Raw genomic sequence first — 23,989 nt, 5'->3', positions numbered from 1 at the left:
CGCGAGTGCGCGGCCCGTCCGGAGGTAGAACTATACGTTCGTGCCGTGATAGCATGGACCGGACCGATGGCATCGACACTCAATCCGCAAGTTCAGGAGTACCTCCACGGGCTCTCGGAGCAGGGACTGCCGCCGCTGTATCGGTTGTCGCTAGCTGAGGCCCGTGAGACCTACCGCGACCTGAGCGTGCCCGACGAGCCGCCGGAGTCGGTCAGGTCGGTCACCGACAGGACCGTGCCCGGCCCGGACGGGGACATTCCGGTTCGGGTCTACCGGCCGACGGCCGACGGGCCGCGGCCGGCCCTTGCGTTCTTCCACGGCGGCGGCTGGATGCTCGGCGGCCTCGAAACCCACGACGCGCTGTGTCGCGCCCTCACCAACGCGACCGACTGTGTCGTCGTCGCCGTGGACTACCGACTGGCACCGGAACACCGCTTCCCCGACGGTCTGGAGGACTGCTACGCGGCGACGCAGTGGCTCGCGGCCAACGCCGCAGAAATCGGTGCGACGCCCGGCGCACTGGCCGTTGCTGGGGACAGCGCCGGGGCGACACTCGCGCTCGGGGTGAGTCTGCTCGCCCGTGACCGGGACGGCCCGGCTATCGACTATCAGGTACTGGCCTATCCGCCCGCCGAGTTCGCGTTCGAGACGGACTCCTACGAGGAGAACGCACAGGGATATTTCCTGACGCGGAAGGACATGGAGCGGTTCTGGAACGGGTACGTCCGGAGCGAACTGGACGGCAATCACCCGTATGCCGCTCCCCTCCAGGCAGAACGGCTGGACGGGCTACCGCCCACGTTCCTGCTCACCTGCGGGTTCGACCCGCTCCGCGACGACGGTCGCGCGCTCGCGGACCGCCTCGACGCCGCGGGCGTCCCAACCCGCCTCGTCCAGTACGACGACATGATTCACGGGTTCCTGACGATGCTCGCCGACCCGGAACTCGACCGTGCGCGGGAGGCCATCGACGACATCGGCGACGCCGTTCGGTCGGAGCTGGGGTGACGCCATCGCGGTGCCGGCCGGTCCCGCCACATATTTTTTAGTAACCGCGTGGCGATAGACAGCGTACCGTGTCATACATTGTCAAGATGCCGAAGCTCGGGCTGGAGATGGAACAGGGAACGGTGCTCGAATGGACCGTCGAGCGAGGCGACGCGGTCTCGGAAGGCGAGATGATCGCCGAGGTCGAGTCCGAAAAGAGCATCGGCGAAGTCGAGGCCCGCGAGGACGGGACGGTTCGACGGGTCTACGCCGAGGAAGGGGACACCGTACCGCCGGGAACGCCGATTGGGATCTTCGCAGCGCCGGACGCCGACATCGCCGATCTGGAGGCGGAAGTCGAGGCCGAACTGGAAGGCGAGGCCGAGACGGCAACGGCCGAGGCCGAAACAGCCGAAGCAGAACCGGCCGAGGCGTCGGAAGCGGTCGCCGCGACCGCTGAAGCCGCGGAGGGTGGCGGTGACGGCGGCGGCCAGACGGGCGACGCTGGCGGAGGGAGCGACGACGTGAAAGCCTCCCCGCGCGCCCAGAAGCGGGCCGAGGAACTGAACGTAGATCTGACGACCGTCCAGGGAACCGGTTTCGACGGCGCAATCACGGAAGATGATGTCGAAACCGCCGCCGAGGCGGCCGAGAGTGACCCAGCGGGTGAAAGCGCCACCGATGAAGTGAAGGCGTCCCCGCGTGCACAGAAGCGGGCCGAGGAACTGGGCGTCGACCTGACCATCGTCGACGGGACCGGGTTCGAGGGTGCGATTACCGAAGACGATGTCGAGGCCGCCGCAGAGGCGGAGCCACCGGTCGAGACGGCCGAGCGACAGCGGGGCGGCGTGGAGTGGCTCTCGTCTGAACGGCCGGAGCAGGACCGGTACGACCGTGTCACGGCCACCGCGGACCCGGCGGTCGGCGACGCGCTGTTCGAGACGATGGAGGCGGTCCGGACGGCCTTCGAGCAGCGCGTGACGATGACCGACGTGATGCTCGTTCTCGCCTCGGCGACGCTCACCGACCACCCTATGATGAACGGCACATTCACCGAGTCCACCCACCAGATCACGGAGCCACAGCACATCGCCCTCGTCGCCGATATCAACGGCTCGGTCGCGGGCGTCGTTCCCGACGCGGCGAACAAGTCCCTCACCGAGATCGTCGACAGACGCCAGTCGGTCGACGGCGATAGCGAGCCGTCCCATCAGGCCACCTTCACCCTCACGAACGCCGCCGAGACCGACGGCAGCGGTCGGCTCATCAATCCGCCGGCCGTCGCGGCGCTGGAAATCGACCCGACCGGCGAACGGGCTGTTCCGAGCGAGAACGGCGTCACCATCCACCCGCTCGTGACGGCCACCCTCACCTACGACACGCGGGCGGTGGGTGCAGGAGAGGCGCAGGCGTTCCTCGACGGGTTCTTCGAGCGCGCGCAGCGAGCGCCGGAACTCGTGCTCGGCTCGTATCGCGGGCGGGAGTGAGGGCAGACCGAACGGACCCCTCTCGCCGACAGCTCAGGATTCTTCGGCCGGGACGCTGTCTCGGACGAGGACGCCCGCGTCAGCCGCGGCACCCAGCGCGGCGTCGACATCCACCAGTCGCGGCCCGTCAGCGACGGGCCGTATCTCTACCCTGGCGTCCACCAGTTCGAGTTCGCGCTCGCCGTCCGCGCCGACGACGCCGTCCGTGACGGTGAACGTCGCCGGATCGTCCCAGCCCAGTCGGTCGTGGCCGACGACGCCGACTTCCGTCGTCATCCCCGGGGCGAGAATCGCCCGGACCGTTCGAGACGCATCCCGGGGGTCGCCCAGACGGAGCGCCGCACCGCCCGGCTCGTCGGGGGCCAGCGGCTCCAGACAGCCGGCGACGCAACTGAGGCCGATTTCGGACGGATGGGCCCGCGAGACGACGCCGCCCAGCAGTTCCGAGGGGTCGATGACGGCGCGGGTCCCCACGAACGGGCGGTCCGTGATTTCGACCGCGGCCAGCCCGGTGAGTCGCTTGGTACCGTTGACATCGTCGGCCACGACCCCGATTTTCCCGTGGCGGAAGGTGACGGAGTCGGCGTCGACGGCATCGTTCGCGACGACGGCCGCGGCCGCGCCGGCGGTCGTCCCGTCGACGGGCGTCGGCACCACGTTGTTCGTCCCGGTCGAGACGGAGACGAGCGGCACGTCGCCGAGTTCCATCGCCGCGTCCCGGGTCGTCCCGTCACCGCCCAGGACGACGACCGCGTCGGCGTGCTCGCGGAAGTGGGCAGCCGCGCGCCGCGTGTCCGCCGCCGACTTTTCGACCGGCATGTCCACCTGTTCGATAGCGACGCCGTCGGGGGCCTCCGAAACCGCGTGGGCCGCGATACCGGCGTTGTCCGGCATGACTGCTACGCTCGGGGGGTCGGGAACGATGGTCAACCCCGCCAAGACGCACTCGGCGACCCGGCGCTTGGCGTAGTTGTCGACGACGCTCGCGCCGCCGGTGAGACGGCGGATGTCGCGGCCGGCGGCCGGATTGACGACCAGGCCTACGCGGGCCACGTGTTCAGGTGATCCGCTCGATGGCGTTCTGGACCTCGTCCCCGTCGGGCAGGACCTCCTGTTCGAGCGGCGGGCTGAACGGCATGTGCGTGTCCGGCGTGCCGACCCGCTGTATCGGCGCATCGAGGCTGAAGAACGCCTCTTCCTGCACTCTGGCCGCGACTTCGGCGTGGATGCCGTAGGAGAGCGGGCTCTCGTCGGCGACGACGAGGCGACCCGTCTTCTCAACGCTCTCGACGATGGTGTCTGTATCGAGCGGGTACAGCGACCGAGCGTCGATGACCTCGACATCGATGTCGCCGGTCATGCCCTCGGCCACGTCCAGGGACTCGCCGACGAGGCGCTGGGTCGCCACGACGGTCACGTCGTCGCCCTCCTGTTCGACGCTCGCCTCGCCGATGGGGACCGTGAAGTCCTCGTCGGTCGGGACCGCGCCCTGCTGCTCGTAGATCATCTTGTTCTCGAAGACGAACACAGGGTCGTCAGAGCGGATGGCGGCCTTGGTAAGGCCCTTCGCGCTGGCCGCCGTTCCGGGTGCGACCGCCTTCAGGCCCGGGAAGTGCGCGATCCAGGCGTGGACCGTCCCGGAGTGCTGGCTGGCGGCTCCCATGCCGCCGCCTTCGGTCGTCCGGACGGTGACGGGCATCTCCGTCTTCCCGCCGAACATGTAGCGCATCTTCGCCATCTGGTTCATGATCTGCTCCATCGAGACGCCCATGAAGTCGCTGAACATGAGTTCGACGACCGGTCGTGTGCCGGTCGCCGCCGCGCCCGTGGCAGCGCCCATGAATCCGGCCTCGGCGATTGGCGTGTCCCGGACGCGCTCCTCGCCGAACTCCTCGAAGAGGTCGCCGGTCACTTCCAGAACGCCACCGAACAGGCCCACGTCTTCGCCCATGATGTACACGTCCTCGTCCCGTTCCATCTCCTCCCGGAGAGCCTGCCTGATGGCCTCCCGAACGGTCATCGTCTCGGTCTGTTCCGGATCGAGTTGCGCCTGTGCAGTCATCGTGTGTCACCTCCACGCGTGCCCCCGTCGGCACGTGGCCGGGCCGCGAACTGCTCGATTTCGGGGACTTGTTCGCCGAACATGTCCTCGTATGCCTCGCCTGGGTCGGGCATGTCCGCGTCCTGCGCGTAGTCGACGGCGTCGGCGATGGTTGCCTCGACCTCGGACTGGAGCTCCTCGAACTCGGATTCGGTGAGTTCGCCGCGGTCGATGAGCCGCTGTTTGAACGACTCAATGGCGTCGCGCTCCTTCCACTGCTCGATTTCCTCTTTCGTGCGGTAGGGCTGTTCGTCGCCCTCGTAGTGGCCGCGATAGCGATACGTCTCGGCCTCGATAAACGTCGGCCCGTCGCCCGCTCGGGCGCGTTTCCGGGCTTCTTCAACGGCCTCGGCGACGGCGGTAACGTCCATGCCGTCGACGGTGACGCCGGGGATGTCGTAGGCCTGAGCCGTATCGCTGAGGTGCTCGACGTTGTGCTGTTGCTCGACCGGCGTGCCCTCGCCGTACTGGTTGTTCTCGACCAGGAAGATGGCCGGGAGGTCCCACGTCGAGGCCATATTTATCGTCTCGTGGACCTGTCCCTGTGCGACGGCCCCGTCGCCGAGGAAGCCCAGGGCGATCTTGTCCAGATCCTTGTAGTCGATGGTGAGCGCCGCACCGGTCGCCATGGGCGGACCGGCACCGACGATGCCGTTCGCGCCGAGCATCCCCGAATCCACGTCGGCGATGTGCATCGAGCCGCCCTTGCCGTTGCAGTAGCCGTCCTGTTTGCCGAACAGTTCGGCCATCATCAGCTTCGGGTCGAGCCCCTTCGCGATGCAGTGGCCGTGGCCCCGGTGCGTGCTGGCGATGTAGTCGTCCGGCTCGAGCGCCGAACAGGCACCGACACCGACCGCCTCCTCACCGATGTACAGGTGGACGAACCCCGGTATTTCCCCGTCTGCGAAGTACTCGCCTGCTGTCGTGTCGAACTCCCGTATCAGGAGCATCCGACGCAGGGCTTCGAGCCGTCCGTCGTCCGTGGCTAGTGTATAGTCTGCCATACTACGTTAATTGATGACACTTAACACAATATTAGTAGTATCGGTTATTCTCCATTGATATGTTCGTATAATATACCTTCGAGGGTGGATATCCGTAGCTATCGGATGGAGACCGAGAGCAGTTCAGTGGGTGTCGGGTTGCGAAACCTATATCGCACCGGTTTGCGCTGGACAGCGAACAGTTCAAGCAGGACGACCAGTCGCCGGCCGTCGCTCATCGTCCCGCGGCAGATCGGGCCGCGGCTCGTGACGACGAGGTACGGCGGGGCCGGGATCAGTCTGCCCTGCACCGTCTCGCCGATTGCGGCCGTCCCCGACTGCAGCATCCCGAGAAGGTCTTCAGCCAGTCCTCGCTTTCGAAGGAGGTGCTCCAGCGGATCCGTCACTGCACCGGGTTCCTGTACTGTTTCGGCAGGCCAGGCGGTGGCGACCGAGCAACCGGCGTCGATTACCGACTGGAGAGTATCAGGGTGGGCTTCGAGGAGTCGCGTTCGAATGGTCGACTCCGATTGGGTCACAAGATCCCGTTGGATCGGTGCACTGAAAAGGACACTGTCGAGACGGTCCGACGCGAACTGGCTTTCGGCGCAGCATTGTTTTATATAGTGACACTTCCTCCCCTTCGAGAAATATATCGAGGCGAGACGCCTCTAGTTACCATTGATATCTACCAACCCAGATTCATTAATCAACGATAATGTATTATTTGGCAACCGATACCAGTTCTATGTGATGAGATGCGACGCTGAAAAAACGGTCAGCCGGCCAAATGTGCCAGTGAATATCACCACAGGTGGCGGGTATTCGGTCGTGAAATAACAACTGTACTGCTATTAGATTCTGTCGAATCCGGACAGCGGTCCGTGGCTGCTATCGCTCAGTCTGTGCATAAAACGAACGGTTTCCTCACTCGTGGGCCAGATTGACTTCGATGACGTTGGCGGCCTGCTGGACTGTGTCGATGAGGTGTGCTTTGCGCCCCGGCGATTGCAGTCGGTTGATGGGTGCCGTAATGCTGATGGCGGCCTCGCGGCGGTCGCCGGTGTCGATGGGAACCCCGACACAGCCGGTTCCGTCGACCCGCTCCTCGGTGTCGTCGGCGACGCCGCGCTCCCGGATCGTCTCCAGTTCCGCGAACAGCGAGTCGCGGTCGGTGATAGTGTTCTCCGTCTCGGCTGGAAGCCCGCGGGTCTCGATGATTTCATCGACCCGGGCGTCGTCGAAACTCGACAGGAGCGCTTTGCCGATAGCGGTCTTGTGGAGGTGGATGCGCTTCCCGAGTCGCGTATCCAGTGCGACCGCCTGATCGCCGCTAGTCGTGTGGATGTAGATGCCGTAGCCCTGCTCTTCGATCATCAGGTTCGCCAGCTCGCCGGTCTCGACAGCCATCCGCCTGACCTCGGGCTTTGCCACCTCGTAGATGCCGTCGTAGCGCTGGGCGACCCCGCCGAACTCCAGCCACCGGAGTCCGATGCGGTACTCGCCGTCTCGTTCCACCACCAGCCCCTCGTCTTCCAGCGTCACCAGGTGTTTGTATATCGTGCTTTTCGCCGGCTCCAGCGAGTCGGCCAGTTCGACCAGCGTAGCGCTCCCACCGAGTGCTTTGATTTCCGAGAGGACCGATAGCGAGGTCTGTGTCGCCCGGACCGAGTCCGTTTTTGCCCGTGTCATGAGTCACCAGTTCTGCTGCCGCTCGAATAAAATTGCCGTATCGACTGTGACAGATGCGCTGCGGGAGCGAGCGGGGCAGAACACGCTAACAGAGTGGTGTCCGCCGCACCGCGGCCTGTTGTGGCCGTTCGAAAATACGAAACGGAAAGCCCGACTTGGTTGGGCAACAACGGGAATCGGAGTCGCCAAGACACGCCGACTGAACAGTGCCAAGGTACCGGTCACGTGCCGCCGACAACTGAGAGGAGCCGTCAGCCGCGAATTTCTGACGGTGAAAGTCAATATTCCGATATATTTCGCATTTTCGAATTTGATGAGAGGCCGTGGAAGGGGGCACTCACTGGCAGTTTGGCCCGCAGTCGACGGTAGATTTAAGCGGTTCCGTTAGGATTTCTGAGGTGAGTTATGAGTGTGACGCGACACTACGACCGCGAGTTCGTCAGAACGTTCTTTACCTCTCCGACAGCCGTGGACGGGGAGGACGACTCCGCGAAGATGCTACGAAGCGCGGGCGGCCTCCGCGGCCTGCAGGCCCCGGATGTCTGGGTCCCGGACAACGAGGACGCGACGGCCCCGAACATGCGCGAGGAGGGCGTCGAGAATATCATCGAAGTCGTCGCCAACCAGGGCGCTGAGTTCCCGGGCGAGATACACCCGCGCGTCGTCTGGCACCGCGAGTCGCCGTCGACCCGCTACCAGGGCTTCCAGCAGATGCTGGAGATAACAGACCCCGAAAACGGGGCGGTCGACCACATCGACGGCTTCGTCATTCCGGAGGTCGGCGATATCGACGACTGGAAGAAGGCCGACGAGTTCTTCACCATCATCGAGCACGAACACGGGCTCGAAGAGGGGAGTCTCTCCATGTCAGTCATCGTCGAGAGCGGCGAGGCCGAACTGGCGATGGGCGACCTCCGCGAGGAGATGGGCAAGCCCTCGAACAACCTCGAACGCATGTTCCTGCTCGTCGACGGAGAGGTCGACTACACGAAGGACATGCGCGCGATGACGCCCACCGGCGAACTCCCGCCGTGGCCGGAACTGCGCCACAACACCTCACGCGGGGCCAGCGCCGCGGGCCTCATCGCCGTCGACGGCCCCTACGACGACATCCGCGACGTGGAAGGGTACCGCGAGAGAATGAAGGACAACCGCGCGAAGGGAATGACCGGCATCTGGTCGCTGACGCCGGGCCAGGTCGTCGAGGCGAACACGGCCCCGCTGCCGCCCAAGACCGGGAGCTGGCTGCTGGAAGCCGGCGGCCAGGAAGTCGAACTCGAAGCACAGGACGGCAAGCAGGTGTATGACGGCGACGAGCTCTCGCTGGAGCCGGACGGCGACGGCGGCTACGTCCTGCAGGCGGGCGGTGAGCGACTGGAACTGGACGAGGATGAACTCACCGAGGAACTGCTCGACAGGACTGCGTACATCCCCAGCATGAACGATATCGTCGACTCCATGGAGGAGTTCGAGGCCGCCAAAGAGGCCGGCAAGGGCGCTATCGCCATGACCCAGGCCGCGACGCTGGTCATCGACGGCGTCGAGGTCGAGGTCAGCAAGGACCGGATGTGGGACGAGGCGACCTACCAGGCGGCCCAGACCCCCATCACGCTGTTCCAGGACGTGTACAAGCACCGGCCTGACCAGCACGAGGAACTGGAGGAGATGTACGGCGCTGACGTTGTCGAGCGCGCGACGGCTGTCGGGAACTGACGAGACCGGTCCGTTTCGTCATTCGAAACGCCGCCGGTGCGGTTCAGTCTTCTAGCGGTTCGATGAGTTCGACGTGGTGCCCGTCGGGGTCCGCCACGAAGGCCGTGTACGCGCCGGCCTCGGGCTGTGGTCCGGGCTCCTTGACCACCCCGTAGTGGTCGATATCCTCGACTGTCGCGTCGACGTTGTCCACGCCGAGCGCGAGGTGGTCCCAGCCACTGCCCATCTCGAAACTCGTCTCGCCCTCGGTCTCGGAGAGTTGCAGTTCGACGCCGCTGTCGTCGGCCACGTAGTAGTTGGTCGTCTCGCCGTCCGGCGTGGTGAACTGCCAGGACTCCTCGAAGCCGAACTGTTCGTAGAACGCGATCGATTCCGCCGCGTCGGCGACGTTCAGACACATGTGGAGTACGCTTGCACTGCCCATACACCGCGTCCGACGCCCCGGGGCAAATAGCTGGTGGGCTCAGTCGGGAAAACCGTGACCGCATGCCATAGATTTTAATGATTATTGTCCCTGAATGTCTGTATGGCGATTGACAATGTCGAGGACACCTGGTCAGCACAGGAACTGGACCTGGACCGACCGGATGTCGACGCGTATCGGGACCTAGCGGAAGCGCTTCGTGCACGGGTCTCGGGTGGGGTCGAGTTCGACGAATACGCCCGGATTCTGTACGCAACGGACGGGAGCATCTACCGCGCTGAACCGGCCGGGGTCGTGTATCCGACCGATATCGACGACGTGCAAGCGGCCGTCGAGGTGGCGACGGACCACGGCGTTCCGATCATGCCCCGCGGGACCGGGTCCTCGCTCGCGGGCCAGGCCGTCGGCCCGGGCTGTGTCGTCCTGGACATGTCCCGGCACATGGACGGCATTCTCGACGTTCGGCCGGACGAGCAGACGGCGCACATCCAGCCCGGCGTGGTGCAGGACGACCTGGACGAGGCGCTAGCGGAGTACGGCCTGAAGTTCGCGCCGGACCCGGCGTCGTCGAACCGCGCCTCGGTCGGCGGCGGCATCGGGAACAACTCCACCGGCGCACACTCGGTCAGGTACGGCATCACCGACGCCTACACCGATGCGGTGAAAGCCGTTCTCTCGGACGGTTCGCTCATCCACGCCCGCGAAGTCGTCATCGACTCGCCGGAGTGGGACGACATCGTGAGCAAGGACGACCGCGAGGCCGACATCTATCGGACGGTCCGCGAAATCGTCGAGGCAAACGCCGACGAAATCGAGAGCCGCTATCCGGATCTCAAACGGCGGGTGTCGGGCTACAACCTCGACCGCGTCGTCTACGAGAACGACGACGGCGAGCGCGTGCTGAACCTCGCGAAGCTGTTCGTCGGCAGCGAGGGGACGCTCGGGGTCATCGTCGAAGCGGAACTCTCGCTCGTGACGGTCCCCGAGGAAACCGCGCTGGCGCTGTACTGCTTCGACACGCTCGCGGACGCGATGAAAGCCGTCCCGGTCGCGCTCGACTACGATGTCAGCGCGGTCGAGCTGATGGACGACGAAGTGTTCAGGCTCGCAGCCGGCTCCGACGGCTACGCCGAGTACGTCGATCCGATTCCCGACCGCGCGGCGGCCGCGCTGATGCTCGAATACGACTCGGAACTGCACGACGACTTCGAGGCGGCCATCGCGCGAACCACCGAGCGGTTCGTGGACGAAGGCGAAGCCTTCGACGTGGTCGAGGCCTACACCGAGGCGGACCAGGCCGACCTCTGGAAGCTCCGGAAGGCCGCAATCCCGCTCCTGATGTCGATGGACGGCGACCCCAAGCCGTACCCGTTCATCGAGGACGCGACGGTCCCGCCGGCAGAACTGGCCGAGTACGTCGAGAAGTTCGAGGAGATACTGGCCGACCACGACACGTCGGCCGCGTACTTCGCCCACGCCGGGTCCGGGACGCTCCATATCCGTCCCATCCTCAATCTGAAAGAGATGTCCGGCATCGAGGACATGCACTCCATCGCCGACGACGTGACCGACCTCGTGCTGGAACACAACGGGTCCTTTTCCGGCGAGCACGGCGACGGGATGGCTCGCACAGAATTCAACCCCAAGATGTACGGCGAGACGCTCTGGGACGCGTTCAAGGAAGTCAAGACGGCCTTCGATCCGCAGTGGTGGATGCACCCCGGCAACGTCGTTTACCGCGATGGTCCAGTAGATATCGGTCCCGACGCCGAGCGGGGCGTCGGCGCGGACATGCGCGAGAACCTCCGGTACGGTCCCGAGTACCAGTCTCTGGAACCCCAGACGACGCTGGACTTCGAGGACGAGGGCGGCTTCTCCCACCTCGTCGAACTGTGCAACGGCTGTGGCACCTGCCGCCAGACCGACGGGGACGTGATGTGTCCGACCTACCGCGCCTCGAACGAGGAGGTCCAGACCACGCGGGGCCGGGCGAACCTCCTCCGGTCGGCCATCAGCGGCGACTTGGACGAGGATGAGATCCACTCCGAGCGCTTCCAGGAGGAAGTGCTCGATCTCTGTGTCGGCTGCAAGGGCTGCAAGAGCGACTGCCCGACTGGCGTCGACATGGCGAAACTCAAGACCGAACTGAAACACCAGCACCACGAGGCGGAGGGGGTCAGCCTTCGGGAGCGCCTGTTCGCCAACATCGACACCGCCTCGAAAATCGGCTCGGCGCTGGCACCGGTCTCGAACTGGGCGACGGACATCCCGGGCGCACGCGCCGTCATGCAGAAACTGTTCGGCATCGCGCCCGAGCGCGAACTCCCCACCTTCCGCCGGGAAACGCTGCAAGACTGGTTCGACGGGCGCGGAGGATCGACCGTTTCCCAAGCTGAGGCCGACCGCAAGGTCCTGCTGTTCCCCGACACGTACACGAACTACTCGTACCCGGCCGCCGGCAAGGCCACCGTCGAGACCCTCGAAGCCGCGGGCGTCCACGTCGCCATCCCGGACGACACCGCGCCGTCCGGACGGGCGGCGTACTCAAGCGGGATGCTGGACCTGGCTCGTGAGCGCGCCGAAGCGAACGCGAACCGGCTGTCGGACCGCGTCGCCGGGGGCTGGGACATCGTGTTCGTCGAGCCCTCCGACGCGGTGATGTTCCAGGACGAGTACCGCGACTTGCTCGACGGCCCTGCGGTCTCGCAGGTGGCCGAGAGCGCCTACGGCGTGCTGGAATATCTCGATACCTTCCGGCTCGACGACGCGCTACCGGTCGAGGACCGGTCGCTCGGGGCCGCTGGCGCGGTCAGCTACCACGGCCACTGCAACCAGAAGGGCACCAACAAGGACCACCACGCCGTCGGCGTCATGCGCCGCGTCGGCTACGAGGTGGACCCGCTCGATTCGACGTGCTGTGGCATGGCCGGAAGCTTCGGCTACCACGACGAGCACTACGACCTCTCGAAAACCATCGGTCGGCTGCTGTTCGACAAAGTCGACGAGAGCGACGGCGACCGCGTCGTCGCACCGGGCGGGTCCTGCCGCTCGCAGTTGGGTGACCGCGACGGCGTCGACGAGATACCGCCCCATCCCATCGAGATCGTCTCCGAGCGAGTGTCGGGCGCGACGACGGCCTCACGGTCGATGTGACCGGCGCGGCGACGACGCCTTCGGACGGGGGTTCCGAATTCCTATCAAATTATTATGAAAAATATTATATATAATCTCTCCGTCCGTTCGACCATGACAGGGAAGGGGGGCGTCGACTGCGCGCACCTCCGCGTGCCGGACGTAGAGCGGGCGGCGCGGTTCTACACGGAGACGCTGGGGTTCGCCGAGCGGTCCCGGTCGACAGGGGTTAGCCGGCTCGCGGCGTCGGCTCAGCGGGGCGAGCGGTCGACGCTCGTACTCCGAGAGGGGCAACGCGGACTCGACCGGATCGCTGTCGGCGTCAGCGAGACGGCGGTCCGGGACATCAACGCCCGACTCGTCGGACGCGGTACGGACTTCAGAGTCCGAAACGAGACTGACAGCGGCAGCGAGCGGACACTGGAGATCACGCTGCCCGGCGGCCTGTCGATTGCGGTCCGTGGCCGCGACCCCGGCCAAACGCGGGGGGCGGCGTCGGTTCCATCGGCGGCCTCGCATGCCCCACGCGGACTCGATCACGTCACTCTGGCGTCAGCAGACGTGAGAGCCGACGCCGAGTTCCTGCGGGACGAACTCGGATTCGAGCTGTCCGACGTTTCGATGGCCGGTCCCGGTATCTGGGGGCGGGCGTTCGCCCGCCGGGGAGACGGGACACACGACGTGGCGCTGGTGATGGAGCCGTTGGCACCGTCGGCGCGGTTGCACCACGTGGCCCTGCGCGTCGCCAGTGTCGATCACGTCGCGCGGCTCACCGAACGGGCCCGGTCGGCCGGCTTCGAGGTGACTGTCGACGTGACAACGGGAGTGCGCGGCAGGCGCGCCGAGGTGTACGTCAGGGACCCCGCCGGTCACCGGGTCGAACTCACGACCGCGCTCCCGAGTCAGCCACCCGCCACGTCCGTTTCCCTCGCACACGCGGACGCCGACGATGTCGACGCGCTCTGATTCACTCGGGCCTCGTTACCACAGGACAGCGTTCTGGGACGGATATTCACAGGTCGCTACCCGTGTGGCTGTCTCGGATGGGAAAACACCAAGATATGTGGCCATTTTTGTATTATAAGACGAGTCTCTGTATCCTAATTCCCCAATTTAAATATTAGATATCGTTATATCGATCTGTTTTGCAGTATTAGAACTATGATAGACCTAATATTCCTATACTGGGGCCATTTAGTGTCACGAGTAGTAGTTTCTGACTCGGCGTCAGTTGCACGGACTGTTGCGACAGTCTACTCGTCCACCGCGAGGAGGCGGATATGCGCTCGACCAGAGCTGACAAACTGTCCGTAGCATCGGGAGAGACGGCATCTGCCAGCGAATTAGTCAGTAGAAGGGGCAGAGTTAATAGTTGACAGTGTGAGGATTTGACATGGACCCAAAGATTACGCTCGTGACGATTGGTGTCGAAGATATCGACGAGTCCCTTCGATTTTACCGAGACGGGCTCGACTTCCCGATGCAAGAGCGTGAGCCTGACAGCGACGTCGCCTTTTTTACGCTCGACGGGACGTGGCTATCGGTGTATCCGAGGGAGAAACTCGCCGAAGACGCCACCGTTGCCGACGACGGAGGCGGGTTTTCGGGAGTGACGTTAGCACACAACGTTGCCAGTGAGCGTGCGGTCGATGCGGTGCTCGCGGAAGCAGCGGCTGCCGGTGGTCGGATCGTCAAACCGGCACAGGACGCCTTCTGGGGCGGCTATTCGGGATACTTTGCCGACCCTGACGATCACCTCTGGGAAGTGGCGTCCCCGGAACTCACCGCTGAATAGCATCCACTCACAGCACAGGGGAGCCGTCGCTTCGCCCGCCATTGTGGCGACCAGACCAACCGTGATTCCGGTTCAAGAAACGGATGTACAGTTGTTAGAAATTGTTCCAGCTACCTGACGAGTAACGCAGTCGGTCGCATTCAGTCGGCAGTGAACGACGCGGTGCCGTCGGGGAACGTGAGCGATTCGCGGTCGATGACTTCGGCGGCGGCCGGCAGGTCTCCGAGTAGCGCATCGGAGACGTGCAGCGAAGACAGATCCTGCGTGTTCCGGATCCAGACGATACGGACGGTGTCGGGGTCGTAGCCACCGAGGGCAGACAGCGCCGACCGGATGGCGAACTCGTCGTCCGGCGCGACAAGCGGCAGCTTCGCTTTGGCCGTCGAGCCGCTGGTGAGCGCGTTCGCGTAGGTCTTCTGCAGATGCAGCTGGTCGACGGCGGCCCGGCGGGTGATGTCCGCCAGTCCGATCCCGTTGCCGTTGCCCGTCGTCGCCTCGGTGAGCCCGCGGGCGTACAGCAGTTTGATGGTCGGCTCGTCGGGGTCCGGCGCGTTGAGGACGCGGTAGCGGCCGATGACGTTGGTGTCCATCCCCGCGCCGGAGATGTCCTTGCCGAGTTCGTCGACGACGAGCAGGTCGATGTCGTCCACCGGGAGGGTCGCCATCTCGTCGTAGGCCCGCTCCAGCAGCGCGGGCTCGCGGTCGGTGAACGACCCCGCCGGAATCGCTTCGACGTGGGCCGTCTCCTCGTGGAAGTTCTCGACGAGCGCGATACCGCCGACCAGCGACAGCGCGTCCTCGACGACCGGGAGCGCCGCTTCGAGCGTCTCGACGTAGCCCTCCTTGATCGCGGTCGAGTGGAACGCCTTCGCACCGTGTTGCTTGCCGAGACCGACGACGGCCATCTTCGTCAGCCCGCTCTCAATGGACCCGCTGTAGTTGGTGTGGGGCTTCACCCGGTTGACGACGACCACGGCATCTGCCTCCCGTGCCGCCGTCGAGACGTGGACCGGTAGTTCGGTGTCGCCGACGGTGACGGCCCCGACCTGGTCGGTGTCCATCCGGGCGTCGATGTCGGCACCGAGCCGGGAGTCCGTGATGCCCAGGCTCTCCAGAACCTCGCGCTGACCCGCCGGTGTCGCCCCGCCGTGGCTCCCCATCGCTGGGACGACGACCGGCTCGAAGCCCCGGTCGCGTATCGCCTCGACGACGGCTTCGGCGATGTCGTCGATGCGGTGGATGCCGCGGCTGCCGACGGCGACGGCGACGGTCGCGCCGGGGTCCAGCCCCTCGAAGTCGAGCCGGTCGAGTTCGGTCCGTGCGGCGACCGCCGGCTCCCCGAGAGCCGTCGTCTCCGGCTCGTACTGGACGCGAGCGAAGCCCGGGAGCGGCTGTGGGTCGATGAGGTGGTCCACGTCGCCTCGGTCGGGGAAGTTCATACCGGAGGATAGGTGTCGAGCCATACAAACACCGGGGTCGCGTCGTGGCGTTGCCAGTCGAACCGATACCCCCGAAATACCACTCCCGCCTTCACTCCTGTAACAGCAGCCGGACGGCGTCGGACAGTTGCCCGATGCGAGCGGGATGTTCGAACGACTCCTCGCGGATGCCGTTCGTGACGAGCGCGAAGCCGACGTTCAGGTCTGGGTCGCCCCAGCCAAAACAGCTCCCGAGGCCAGCATGACCGAACATGCGCTCGCGGCTTGCGGCCCCGAACATGTCGGCGGCCAGCCCGCCGGTCCAGACGCCCAGACCGTAGCGGGCCGGGCGCGACAGCGTGCCGTCGGACTCGGTCTCGGCGTGAGTCGTGGTCGCCTCCTCGACGGTCGCCTCCTCCAGCACTCGTGTCCCGTCCAGCGACCCGCCGTTTGCGAGGCAGGCGTAGAACCGGGCCATGTCCCGGGCGGTGCTGATGCCGTTGGCCGCGGGAATCACCGCCCGCTGGATGGCGTCCTGATTGAACGCCGCAGCGTACGTCGCCGCGGGGTCTTCGAGCCCCTCGTCGACTTCGCGACAGCGGTCGAACTCCTCGTAGCCGGCCAGCGTCGCCACGTCGTTGGGTTCGTCCTCGCGGAGGCCGATACCGGTCCGGTCCATCCCGAGGGGCTCGAACACGTTCTCGGCGGCGTACGCCTCGACCGGCTGGCCGCTACACCTGCGGACGAGTTCGCCGACGAGCCAGCCGTAGTTGATGGTGTGATAGGCCGGCGTCGACCCGGGCTCGAACGTCGGCTCAATGGCCTCCATCGCCGCGACGACGGCGTCCCAGTCACCCCACTGCTCCGGGTGGTCGTCGAACTCGCCGAACGGAATCCCGGCGGTGTGGCTGAGCACCTGCCGGACCGTGATTTGGGCCTTCTCCGTGCCCTCGTCGGCAAACCCCGGCCAGTGCTCGACGACGGGGTCGTCGTAGTCGAGTTCTCCCTGCTCGACGAGCTGGTGCAGGCCCGCGCCGGCGAACGGCTTCGTACAGGAGAAGACGAGGTGGCGCGTCTCGGTGGTCGTCTCGCCGCCGTCGGGTCCTGTCACGCCGCCGGCGAAATCGACGACCAGGTCGCCGTCGACATACACCGCCAGCTGTGCGCCGTGATGCAGGCCGGTTTCGAGTTGGCGGTCGAACTGGGCTCTGAGCTGTTCGATGTCATCCGTGCCAAGTTTTGCCATGGCTTTGCCTGTGATTGGCTCCATTATAGAAGTTCGGCCCGGTCCCAGGGGGACCCGACGGATAGCTGCGCGGCTCGCGGGGCGACGCGAACGCTCCATATGGAGTGCTCAGCCGAGTCGCTATTCGAAGGCCGGGATGCCGGTTAGATCGTGGCCGATGATGAGCGAGTGGATGTCGTGAGTGCCCTCGTAGGTGTAGACGGTTTCGAGGTTCGTCAGGTGTCGCATCGGAGAGTAATCGGCCGTGATACCGTTACCGCCGAGCATCTCGCGGGCCACCCGCGACTGCTCGCGGGCCATCCGTGCGTTGTTGCGCTTTGCCATCGAGACCTGTTCCGGGCGGAGATCCCCCCGTTCCTTCAGGTCGGCGAGCCGGTGGGCGAGCAACTGACCGAGCGAGATCTGGGTCGCCATCTCCGCGAGCTTTTCCTGCTGGAGCTGGAAGCCGGCGATGGGTTTCCCGAACTGCTCGCGGTCGGTGGCGTACTCCAGCGCGGTTTCGAAGCAGTCCATCGCGGCCCCGACGGTCCCCCAGGCGATGCCGTACCGGGCCTGCGTGAGACAGGACAGCGGCCCCTTCATCCCCTCGACGCCCGGCAGGACGTTTTCCTCGGGGACGCGGGCGTTCTGGAGGCTGATTTCGCCCGTAATCGAGGCGCGCAGTGAGAGCTTCTCGTCGATTTTGTTCGTCGTGACGCCGTCGCGGTCGGTCTCCACGAGGAATCCGCGGACGGGGGTACCGTCGACGGACTGGTCTTTCGCCCAGACCAGCGCGAGGTCGCTGATGGGCGCGTTCGTGATCCAGGTCTTCGAGCCGTTCAGGACGTAGCCGTCGGCGTCGCGCTCGGCCGTCGTCTCCATCGCCGAGGGGTCCGACCCGTGTTCGGGTTCGGTCAGGCCGAAACAGCCGACCCGTTCGCCGCTCCCGAGCGCCGGCAGCCACTCCTCCTTCTGGGCGTCGCTGCCGTAGGCGTGGATCGGGTACATGACGAGCGCGCCCTGGACGCTGGCCATCGAGCGCAGGCCGCTGTCGCCCGCCTCCAGTTCCTGCATCAGGATGCCATAGGCCGTCTCGCTGAGGCCCGGCAGCCCGTACCCGTCGAGGTTCGGCGCGTAAAAGCCGAGTTCACCCATCTCGGTGATGAGCGCCGTCGGGAACGTGCCGTCGATCCAGTGCCGTCCCACGTCGGGTTTGACCTCATTCTCGACGAACTCCCGAGCCGTGTCACGGACCATCCGCTCCTCCTCGCCGAGGTCGGCCTCGAGACCGAGGTAATCGATCATAAGTAATCTCGGTACGGAGCGAAATTAAGCGTTTGGCCGCCGATGGGCGGTCAATCTCGAAACGTTCGGTCTCGAGAGAGAGAGACTGCCCGCACGGCTGTTATTCAAATGGATAGGGCACATCCATCCGCAATCCCCACACCAGCGCATTCGGTCGTACTGTCTCTCGGTGTAGTTCCTCTCGGATTAGCGTGGGTGACTTGACACCCGATGTCGAGTTCGCACCACAGCGAAACCACGTCTGTCGGTCGGCGTAGCAGTCCCGGACTCGGAAACGACCGCCAACAGAGTGGAATAAAGGGTTTCTAATATCCAAGTATGCCTATATAAATACAGATTATGTGCTTGAATACTCGATAGATGGAGATTTTATTCAATATTCTAATTCATATCCTATATTTGAATTTTATATCGATAATAATAGCTCCATAATACGGTTTCTTCGCTCTATATCCTCAGTTCCACAGACATTCATCAATTAGAATTTTGCAGAGAAACAGCGGCCAGATACAGTCGTCATAACAAATATGGAAACATATTTCTATAAGTGTGTACACATTCGCTGGTATGGGAGACGAACAAGACATCGAAGACGAAGCCGTGACCGTATCGATGGAGATTTCGGGGAATTACGACGAGGTGATGTCGAAGCTGGCAACGGAAGACGACGGGTCGACCTCCCTCGTCTCGCTGCTCGACGACCTCGAACAGTTGCTCGACACGGTCGTCCGGATGGACGGTGGGACACGGAGTGCGATCGCCCAGCAGCTGCCCGAAGATATGGCCGTCTCGTTCGACGCACAGGCAGTCGTCGATACGCTCCAGGTGCTCGAACGCTACGACCTCGTTGTCCTCGAAGGAAACACCTGGAAACCGGGTCCGAAACTGGTGACAGAGGAGTAAGTCCACTGCGGCGCGTCGGTCACGATTCGATGCCTCCCGGGTGGGGAGAGCGTCGTGGCCCGCGCGGTCCAGATGAGTGACACTCCAGTAGCGACTGGCTAGTTCAGTGGAGGGTGAGCGGAAGACTAACAGACGATGGGCGTACCGCCCGTCGCAGTGTTCACCGACGGCGACACCGCTCCGCTGTGACCGACGTTCGGTAGTCCCTTCCTGTCGAAGCGACCGTCGAGTACCACCTGATAAAGAACTGTATAACAAACATCGAATAGCACAGAGAGTCGTATGCGAGCACGTTGCGTGCTCGTACTCTCCCGAAGCCCACCGTCCCCTGCTCCCCTGTACGGGACGGTGTCTCGCCGGGATTCCCCACCCGGCTGGTCCTCGATGGGTCCGTTCGGAGCACCCGTTTCTCGCACCGATCTCAGTGGGACGTGTCGACAGTCTGGGCCCGGCGCTGAAACTGCCTCGCTTGTCGCTGAAGACCGACTTTCGCATGCAAGCTACAGTCTCGTGGGCGAACAGCCGGTATCGGAGCCTGCAATGTCACAGCCCCTTACCGACGCGACGCATCTGAGCGAGCGCGAGCGCGAGTGTCTGGAACTGTGTCGGCAAGCAGTCGAAGTGTGCGAGTGGTGTGCCGACGAGTGTGCGGGACGCGACGGCATGACCGAGTGTGTTCGCCACTGCCGTGACGTGACGGACATCGCATCCCTCCACTGCAAGCTCCTCGCACGCGGGTCCGCGCACCGAGAGGCGCTGGCCGGACTCTGTGCGACGGTCTGTCGGGAGTGCGCCGAGGAGTGTCGACAGCACGACCACGACCACTGCCGTGCCTGCGCGGAGGTTTTGACCGAATGTGCCGAGGTCTGTGAAGCGATGGTCAAGTAACGACGCCGGGACCGCAAACAGTCGACAGAGAGCACTACATCACCGCTTACGGTTCAGTAGCGACCAGGAAAACAGTTGCCGCGCGACACCCCGACGGCCGATCTGTGCCGCCTACACGTCCGAACTGAGTCGGATCTGCTCGTCGGTGATCGTGTCGACGGCATCGGTCTGCAGCGGGTAGCCGTCGTCCTCGTCGGTGTCTTCCCAGCCGAGTTTCGTCAGGAGCGTCGTTTTCAGCCCGGGGTCCGGGTCGACGTAGGCGGTGCCGTATCGGTACCCGCTGACGATGCCGACCTCGTCACCGGTACTCGTGACAACTGTCTTGCCGATGTCGTCGTCGGTCAGTTGGATCGTGGACATTGCAGTCGTCGCTACCGGCGTGACGAGCATCACCGACGTGCTTGCATACGCAGTCGATGGGCAGGCGGAGACAGTCGCGTGACTCCGGGCCCGGATAAGTCAACGGAAAAACATACCGGCATCCCACTCCCAGTTCGGGTATCTATGCCCACTATCGTCTCCGGGACGGTGCCCGCCAGCGACCTCGCACTCAACCACTCGCTGGAGCAGTTACCGGAGCTGCAGTTCGAAATCGAGCGGATCGTCACGAGCGGTAACGACGCGCTTATGCCGATGCTGTGGGTCCGCGGGAGTCAGCGTGAGGACATCGAGCAGACGCTCGAAGCGGATCCGACCGTCGACAACGTCGAACTGCTTGGCGACTTTGAGGACGAGTGGCTGTTCCGGATGGAGTGGGTCGACCACGTCGATCTCATCGTCCAGATGCTCACCAACTCGGAGGCGACGATTCTCGATGCGGTGGGCCAGGGGACCACCTGGAAACTGCGTGTGCTGTATCCGCGCCGGTCGCTGTTCTCCCGAACGCACGACTTCTGTGAAGAACACAACCTCGCGTTCGATGTGTCATCGATACGGGAGCTCGACGAAGATCCGGCGGGCCGTTACGGCCTCACGTCCGGCCAGTACGAGATCCTCGCCGAGGCGTCCGACCGGGGGTACTTCAAGGTGCCCCGCGAGGTGAGCCTGGCGGAACTCGCCGAGGAACTGGGTATCACACACCAGGCGGCCTCCGAGCGGCTCAGACGGGCGACCGATGCCCTTGTCGAGGACGTGCTGTTCGTCGATTTCGACAGCTTCGACTGACAGCGAGGGCCGTGGCGTCGCTGTGGGCGTTAGTCGTCCCCTGTCGAGGCCCGGCGGCGACGGAGGTAGACACCGAGTGCGACCACACCGAGCGCCAGCGTTCGGCGGGAGCGGAGCCGACGCCGGATCCGCGAGCGCGACCCTGGCTGTGTGCTATCCGCAGCGGACGACGCCGACTCGCCATCGTCTGCGATCTCCGACGGATCTACTTCGATGCGTCTCGACGCAGCTGCAGCCGCGTCCGTCGCGGGGTTGTCGTCCGCGTCTCTGTTCCGGCTCGTTTCCGCGAGCGCCTCCCGGACAGCTTCTTTGACCGGTCGTTTGATCGCCTGTTCCGCGCTGGACTGCAGACGCCCGGCGATCCGGGGCCGCAGTGACGGTGAATCACTCATCTAACAGGCGGATGGAGCAGTGGAACCAGCAGGAAGCTACTGCCTGCCAACGCAAGACTCGACTGTGGTGGGGCGACGCGCTGGCGCTACCAGTCCAACGTCGCGTTGACGACCACACCGAGCAGCAACACAATTGCGGCCAGATACAGCGCCGTGACGAACAGGAGCAGCGCTCCGAGGTAGCCGTAGGCCGCGTACCGACCGGCAGCACCCGCGTAGTAGAAGACCCCGACCTGAATCGTGATCCAGCCCGCTGCGGCGAGCAGCGTGCCCGGGACGACGTGTGCGAGTGTGATATCGACCGGCGGCAGGACGTAGTATATCGGGACGAACGCGACGACGAGCACAGCCAGCGCAGCGAGGTTCCCGACCAGCATCGGGTACGGGACTCGGAACTGGACGTACGTGAGCGCGATGCTGGTGGCCGACAGCAAAACGACCGCGCCGAATAGCACGCCCATCACGACGACGCTACGGGCGAACTGGGCCGGCAGCGAGATGTCAGTGACCTCACCGTACACCTCGGTAAAGGCGATGGAGAGACCGCGGAACACCTTGCTCCCGCTCCAGACCACGAACAACAGACTCAGAGTCCCCGTCGCCCCGTGGCCCCGCGTGTTCTCGAGCAGTTCCGTCAGGATCGCCTGGCCGTTCTCGGCGAGGACCGTCCGGAGTAGTTCAATCAGCGTGGCGGTCCCCCCGAACGCGGAGAGCACGGCGAGCGAGAGCGCGAACAACGGCACGATAGACGCAATCGCGTAGTAGGCGATACTGGCCGCCATGAACGGGACGTTCTCCTCGCGGACCGTTCGGACGATCTCGCGGCCGGCTGCGAGACGACTCATCGGGGTCGAGGATGTGCCCCGGTGATGGGGACGGGAACCGATAGCTGAACGAAACTCACAATCCGTACGTCGCGAGCCACGGGAATAGAACGCCCGCCTGCGATGGCAGGCAAAGGCCCATGCATCTGCCGACGACCGAGAGGCTGTTCCGGTGTGTCCCAGCGTCCGCCGGCTGTCTGACTCATTCTTATGCTCTGATACGACGAGGCCCGAGAAATGTCTGTATTCATATGTTTTCCATAGCCAGAATAATCAGATTCAGTACCTAAATACGGACACAACAACGGGTCCTCCATCGAGATACTGAGACAGATGTCACCAGTTCAGTCGTCCCCCGACCGCTGTTGAAAAGTATACGTAGTCGTATATATTCGAGGAACGGACGACTACCAGCGGTGGTGAACGTCGTCGAAGACGTACTCCTCGTAGATGTCACGCACCGCGCCGTGGACCTGGTTCGAGAGCGGGTCCATCTCGCTGACCGCCGCGTTCGCCTGGACGTGGTCGGGATTGGTCGAGCCGGGAATGACAGTCGACACCGCGTCGTGGTCCAGGATCCAGCGCAGGGCCATCTGGGCCATCGTCATCCGCTCGGGGACGTGCGCGTGGAGGTCGTCGACAGCGTCGAAGCCCGCATCGACCGGGAGGCCGGCGAAGGTCTCGCCGCGGTCGAAGGCCTCGCCCTCGATGTTGAAGTTCCGGTGGTCGTTCTCGGGGAACTCCATGTCTCGGGAGAGCTTGCCGGTCAGGAGTCCGGAGGCCAGCGGGACCCGGACGATGACGCCGATATCGCGGCGCTTGGCCTCCTCGAAGAAGCGCTCTGCGGGCCGCTGGCGGAACATGTTGAAGATTATCTGGACGGTCTCGACTTCCGGATACTCGATGGCTTTCAGCGCCTGTTCGACGCGCTCAACGCTGACACCACAGTGATCGACCTTCCCCTCGTCTTTCAGCCGCGCAAGGGCGTCGAACGTCTCGGGCTGGTAGTAGGCGTCGGTCGGCGGGCAGTGCAGTTGCAGGAGTTCGAGCGTGTCGACCCCGAGGTACTCCCGTGAGCGGTCGACGTGCTCGGAGAGGTTGTCGTAGTTGTAGCGCTCGGCGGTGTGGGGGTCGAGCCGGCGGCCGGCCTTCGTCGCGACAGTCACCTCGTCGCGGACCTCGCGCTCGTCGAGCACTTCGGCGATGCGCTGCTCGCTGAAACCGTCGCCGTACACGTCGGCGGTGTCGATGAAGTCGACACCCGCATCGAGCGCGGTCCGGACTGCCTCGCGACCCGCCTCCTCGGAGACATCGCCCCAGTCACCGCCGATGTTCCAGGTTCCCAGTCCGACATCTGTCACGTCATACCCCGTCGTCCCTAGCTGTCGTCGGTTCACGTACGGCCGTACCGGCGGCGATCACTTGGTGGCTGTGGTATGCGACAACAGACTGAGCAAAAAAGGCGATGTAGCCCGATAGCAGGCAGTCCGGTGGACGTGCCAACGTGGACGCCGGGGGCTACGTGAGCCACTTCGTCCGGCGGATGTCGTACGCAC

The 23,989-nt window shown here is 64.5% G+C and carries 22 protein-coding genes; 9 read left to right on the top strand and 13 right to left on the bottom strand.

All coding sequences use genetic code 11. The features are described 5' to 3' along the window. Positions 1-66 precede the first annotated feature (66 nt). Positions 67-1,008: an alpha/beta hydrolase gene (locus NDI54_RS04305; RefSeq protein ID WP_310895245.1), complete on the top strand. Its 942-nt coding sequence runs from the start codon at positions 67-69 to the stop codon at positions 1,006-1,008. A gap of 68 nt (positions 1,009-1,076) precedes the next feature. Then, positions 1,077-2,474 (top strand): E3 binding domain-containing protein, encoded by a 1,398-nt coding sequence (locus tag NDI54_RS04300; RefSeq protein WP_310895244.1) that lies wholly within the window; start codon positions 1,077-1,079, stop codon positions 2,472-2,474. A gap of 33 nt (positions 2,475-2,507) precedes the next feature. On the opposite strand, the gene NDI54_RS04295 is transcribed toward NDI54_RS04300, so the two are convergent. The 5 genes from NDI54_RS04295 to NDI54_RS04275 all read right to left on the bottom strand — a co-directional run bounded on the left by NDI54_RS04295 (position 2,508) and on the right by NDI54_RS04275 (position 7,250). Continuing rightward, on the bottom strand, positions 2,508-3,527 hold the full coding sequence (locus tag NDI54_RS04295; RefSeq protein WP_310895243.1) for an NAD(+)/NADH kinase: 1,020 nt from the start codon (positions 3,525-3,527) through the stop codon (positions 2,508-2,510). Positions 3,528-3,531: 4 nt separating this feature from the next. Continuing rightward, positions 3,532-4,536 (bottom strand): alpha-ketoacid dehydrogenase subunit beta, encoded by a 1,005-nt coding sequence (locus tag NDI54_RS04290; protein WP_310895242.1) that lies wholly within the window; start codon positions 4,534-4,536, stop codon positions 3,532-3,534. Continuing rightward, the gene (locus NDI54_RS04285) at positions 4,533-5,579 is read right to left on the bottom strand and encodes a thiamine pyrophosphate-dependent dehydrogenase E1 component subunit alpha (RefSeq protein ID WP_310895241.1); all 1,047 of its coding nucleotides are present in this window, start codon (positions 5,577-5,579) and stop codon (positions 4,533-4,535) included. The genes NDI54_RS04290 and NDI54_RS04285 overlap by 4 nt, the downstream gene beginning before the upstream one ends. A 98-nt stretch (positions 5,580-5,677) precedes the next feature. Continuing rightward, complete coding sequence (locus tag NDI54_RS04280) at positions 5,678-6,097, bottom strand: hypothetical protein (protein ID WP_310895240.1); 420 nt, start codon at positions 6,095-6,097, stop codon at positions 5,678-5,680. A 388-nt stretch (positions 6,098-6,485) separates the two neighbouring features. Continuing rightward, positions 6,486-7,250 (bottom strand): IclR family transcriptional regulator, encoded by a 765-nt coding sequence (locus NDI54_RS04275; protein WP_310895239.1) that lies wholly within the window; start codon positions 7,248-7,250, stop codon positions 6,486-6,488. Positions 7,251-7,655: 405 nt separating this feature from the next. On the opposite strand from NDI54_RS04275, the gene aceB reads away from it, so the two are divergent. Next, positions 7,656-8,963, top strand: a complete 1,308-nt coding sequence (gene aceB, locus NDI54_RS04270) for a malate synthase AceB (RefSeq protein ID WP_310895238.1) — start codon at positions 7,656-7,658, stop codon at positions 8,961-8,963. A 43-nt stretch (positions 8,964-9,006) separates the two neighbouring features. On the opposite strand, the gene NDI54_RS04265 is transcribed toward aceB, so the two are convergent. Continuing rightward, positions 9,007-9,387 (bottom strand): VOC family protein, encoded by a 381-nt coding sequence (locus NDI54_RS04265; protein ID WP_310895237.1) that lies wholly within the window; start codon positions 9,385-9,387, stop codon positions 9,007-9,009. Between the two features lie 102 nt (positions 9,388-9,489). On the opposite strand from NDI54_RS04265, the gene NDI54_RS04260 reads away from it, so the two are divergent. From NDI54_RS04260 to NDI54_RS04250, 3 genes are all read left to right on the top strand, one after another. Continuing rightward, entirely contained in the window at positions 9,490-12,540 is a 3,051-nt protein-coding gene (locus NDI54_RS04260) for an FAD-binding and (Fe-S)-binding domain-containing protein (RefSeq protein WP_310895236.1), read from the top strand. 93 nt (positions 12,541-12,633) lie between these two features. Then, positions 12,634-13,485 (top strand): VOC family protein, encoded by an 852-nt coding sequence (locus NDI54_RS04255; RefSeq protein WP_310895235.1) that lies wholly within the window; start codon positions 12,634-12,636, stop codon positions 13,483-13,485. A 427-nt stretch (positions 13,486-13,912) separates the two neighbouring features. Then, entirely contained in the window at positions 13,913-14,314 is a 402-nt protein-coding gene (locus tag NDI54_RS04250; RefSeq protein WP_310895234.1) for a VOC family protein, read from the top strand. 140 nt (positions 14,315-14,454) lie between these two features. Here the strand turns inward: NDI54_RS04250 and NDI54_RS04245 are convergent, their stop codons facing one another. From NDI54_RS04245 to NDI54_RS04235, 3 genes are all read right to left on the bottom strand, one after another. Continuing rightward, positions 14,455-15,753: a DUF362 domain-containing protein gene (locus NDI54_RS04245; RefSeq protein WP_310895233.1), complete on the bottom strand. Its 1,299-nt coding sequence runs from the start codon at positions 15,751-15,753 to the stop codon at positions 14,455-14,457. A gap of 91 nt (positions 15,754-15,844) precedes the next feature. Further along, on the bottom strand, positions 15,845-16,978 hold the full coding sequence (locus NDI54_RS04240) for a serine hydrolase domain-containing protein (protein ID WP_310895232.1): 1,134 nt from the start codon (positions 16,976-16,978) through the stop codon (positions 15,845-15,847). Positions 16,979-17,098: 120 nt separating this feature from the next. Beyond that, positions 17,099-18,262 (bottom strand): acyl-CoA dehydrogenase family protein, encoded by a 1,164-nt coding sequence (locus tag NDI54_RS04235; protein ID WP_310895231.1) that lies wholly within the window; start codon positions 18,260-18,262, stop codon positions 17,099-17,101. Positions 18,263-18,829: 567 nt separating this feature from the next. Between NDI54_RS04235 and NDI54_RS04230 the strand changes: the two genes are divergently transcribed. Together NDI54_RS04230 and NDI54_RS04225 are read left to right on the top strand one after the other, a co-directional pair. Beyond that, positions 18,830-19,165, top strand: coding sequence for a hypothetical protein (locus NDI54_RS04230; RefSeq protein WP_310895230.1), 336 nt, complete (start codon positions 18,830-18,832; stop codon positions 19,163-19,165). 540 nt (positions 19,166-19,705) lie between these two features. Beyond that, on the top strand, positions 19,706-20,053 hold the full coding sequence (locus NDI54_RS04225) for a four-helix bundle copper-binding protein (RefSeq protein WP_310895229.1): 348 nt from the start codon (positions 19,706-19,708) through the stop codon (positions 20,051-20,053). A gap of 111 nt (positions 20,054-20,164) precedes the next feature. On the opposite strand, the gene NDI54_RS04220 is transcribed toward NDI54_RS04225, so the two are convergent. Beyond that, on the bottom strand, positions 20,165-20,413 hold the full coding sequence (locus tag NDI54_RS04220; protein WP_406600167.1) for a PRC-barrel domain containing protein: 249 nt from the start codon (positions 20,411-20,413) through the stop codon (positions 20,165-20,167). Positions 20,414-20,557: 144 nt separating this feature from the next. Here NDI54_RS04220 and NDI54_RS04215 point away from each other — a divergent pair, with 144 nt between their 5' ends. Beyond that, positions 20,558-21,217, top strand: coding sequence for a helix-turn-helix domain-containing protein (locus tag NDI54_RS04215; RefSeq protein ID WP_310895227.1), 660 nt, complete (start codon positions 20,558-20,560; stop codon positions 21,215-21,217). A 29-nt stretch (positions 21,218-21,246) separates the two neighbouring features. Here the strand turns inward: NDI54_RS04215 and NDI54_RS04210 are convergent, their stop codons facing one another. From NDI54_RS04210 to NDI54_RS04200, 3 genes are all read right to left on the bottom strand, one after another. Beyond that, positions 21,247-21,609, bottom strand: coding sequence for a hypothetical protein (locus NDI54_RS04210; protein WP_310895226.1), 363 nt, complete (start codon positions 21,607-21,609; stop codon positions 21,247-21,249). An 86-nt stretch (positions 21,610-21,695) separates the two neighbouring features. Continuing rightward, the gene (locus NDI54_RS04205; RefSeq protein ID WP_310895225.1) at positions 21,696-22,454 is read right to left on the bottom strand and encodes a YihY/virulence factor BrkB family protein; all 759 of its coding nucleotides are present in this window, start codon (positions 22,452-22,454) and stop codon (positions 21,696-21,698) included. A gap of 386 nt (positions 22,455-22,840) precedes the next feature. Further along, entirely contained in the window at positions 22,841-23,830 is a 990-nt protein-coding gene (locus NDI54_RS04200) for an aldo/keto reductase (protein WP_310895224.1), read from the bottom strand. Positions 23,831-23,989: the final 159 nt, after the last annotated feature.

Origin of the sequence: Haloarcula terrestris (assembly GCF_031624315.1) — an archaeon.
Classification (GTDB): Archaea; Halobacteriota; Halobacteria; order Halobacteriales; family Haloarculaceae; genus Haloarcula; species Haloarcula terrestris.
The sequence above is the reverse complement of the archived record's forward strand: the minus strand, read 5'-3'. Positions and strand labels throughout refer to the sequence as shown.

Excerpts from the sequence above, each read along its gene's own strand:
- NDI54_RS04265 (WP_310895237.1), bottom strand. The coding sequence starts at position 9,387 with ATGGGCAGTGCAAGCGTACTCCACATGTGTCTGAACGTCGCCGACGCG.
- NDI54_RS04275 (WP_310895239.1), bottom strand. The coding sequence starts at position 7,250 with ATGACACGGGCAAAAACGGACTCGGTCCGGGCGACACAGACCTCGCTA.
- NDI54_RS04250 (WP_310895234.1), top strand. The coding sequence starts at position 13,913 with ATGGACCCAAAGATTACGCTCGTGACGATTGGTGTCGAAGATATCGAC.
- NDI54_RS04245 (WP_310895233.1), bottom strand. The coding sequence starts at position 15,753 with ATGAACTTCCCCGACCGAGGCGACGTGGACCACCTCATCGACCCACAG.
- NDI54_RS04255 (WP_310895235.1), top strand. The coding sequence starts at position 12,634 with ATGACAGGGAAGGGGGGCGTCGACTGCGCGCACCTCCGCGTGCCGGAC.
- NDI54_RS04240 (WP_310895232.1), bottom strand. The coding sequence starts at position 16,978 with ATGGCAAAACTTGGCACGGATGACATCGAACAGCTCAGAGCCCAGTTC.
- NDI54_RS04260 (WP_310895236.1), top strand. The coding sequence starts at position 9,490 with ATGGCGATTGACAATGTCGAGGACACCTGGTCAGCACAGGAACTGGAC.
- NDI54_RS04235 (WP_310895231.1), bottom strand. The coding sequence starts at position 18,262 with ATGATCGATTACCTCGGTCTCGAGGCCGACCTCGGCGAGGAGGAGCGG.
- NDI54_RS04305 (WP_310895245.1), top strand. The coding sequence starts at position 67 with ATGGCATCGACACTCAATCCGCAAGTTCAGGAGTACCTCCACGGGCTC.
- NDI54_RS04210 (WP_310895226.1), bottom strand. The coding sequence starts at position 21,609 with ATGAGTGATTCACCGTCACTGCGGCCCCGGATCGCCGGGCGTCTGCAG.
- NDI54_RS04290 (WP_310895242.1), bottom strand. The coding sequence starts at position 4,536 with ATGACTGCACAGGCGCAACTCGATCCGGAACAGACCGAGACGATGACC.
- NDI54_RS04225 (WP_310895229.1), top strand. The coding sequence starts at position 19,706 with ATGTCACAGCCCCTTACCGACGCGACGCATCTGAGCGAGCGCGAGCGC.
- NDI54_RS04220 (WP_406600167.1), bottom strand. The coding sequence starts at position 20,413 with ATGTCCACGATCCAACTGACCGACGACGACATCGGCAAGACAGTTGTC.
- NDI54_RS04215 (WP_310895227.1), top strand. The coding sequence starts at position 20,558 with ATGCCCACTATCGTCTCCGGGACGGTGCCCGCCAGCGACCTCGCACTC.
- NDI54_RS04205 (WP_310895225.1), bottom strand. The coding sequence starts at position 22,454 with ATGAGTCGTCTCGCAGCCGGCCGCGAGATCGTCCGAACGGTCCGCGAG.
- NDI54_RS04230 (WP_310895230.1), top strand. The coding sequence starts at position 18,830 with ATGGGAGACGAACAAGACATCGAAGACGAAGCCGTGACCGTATCGATG.
- NDI54_RS04285 (WP_310895241.1), bottom strand. The coding sequence starts at position 5,579 with ATGGCAGACTATACACTAGCCACGGACGACGGACGGCTCGAAGCCCTG.
- aceB (WP_310895238.1), top strand. The coding sequence starts at position 7,656 with ATGAGTGTGACGCGACACTACGACCGCGAGTTCGTCAGAACGTTCTTT.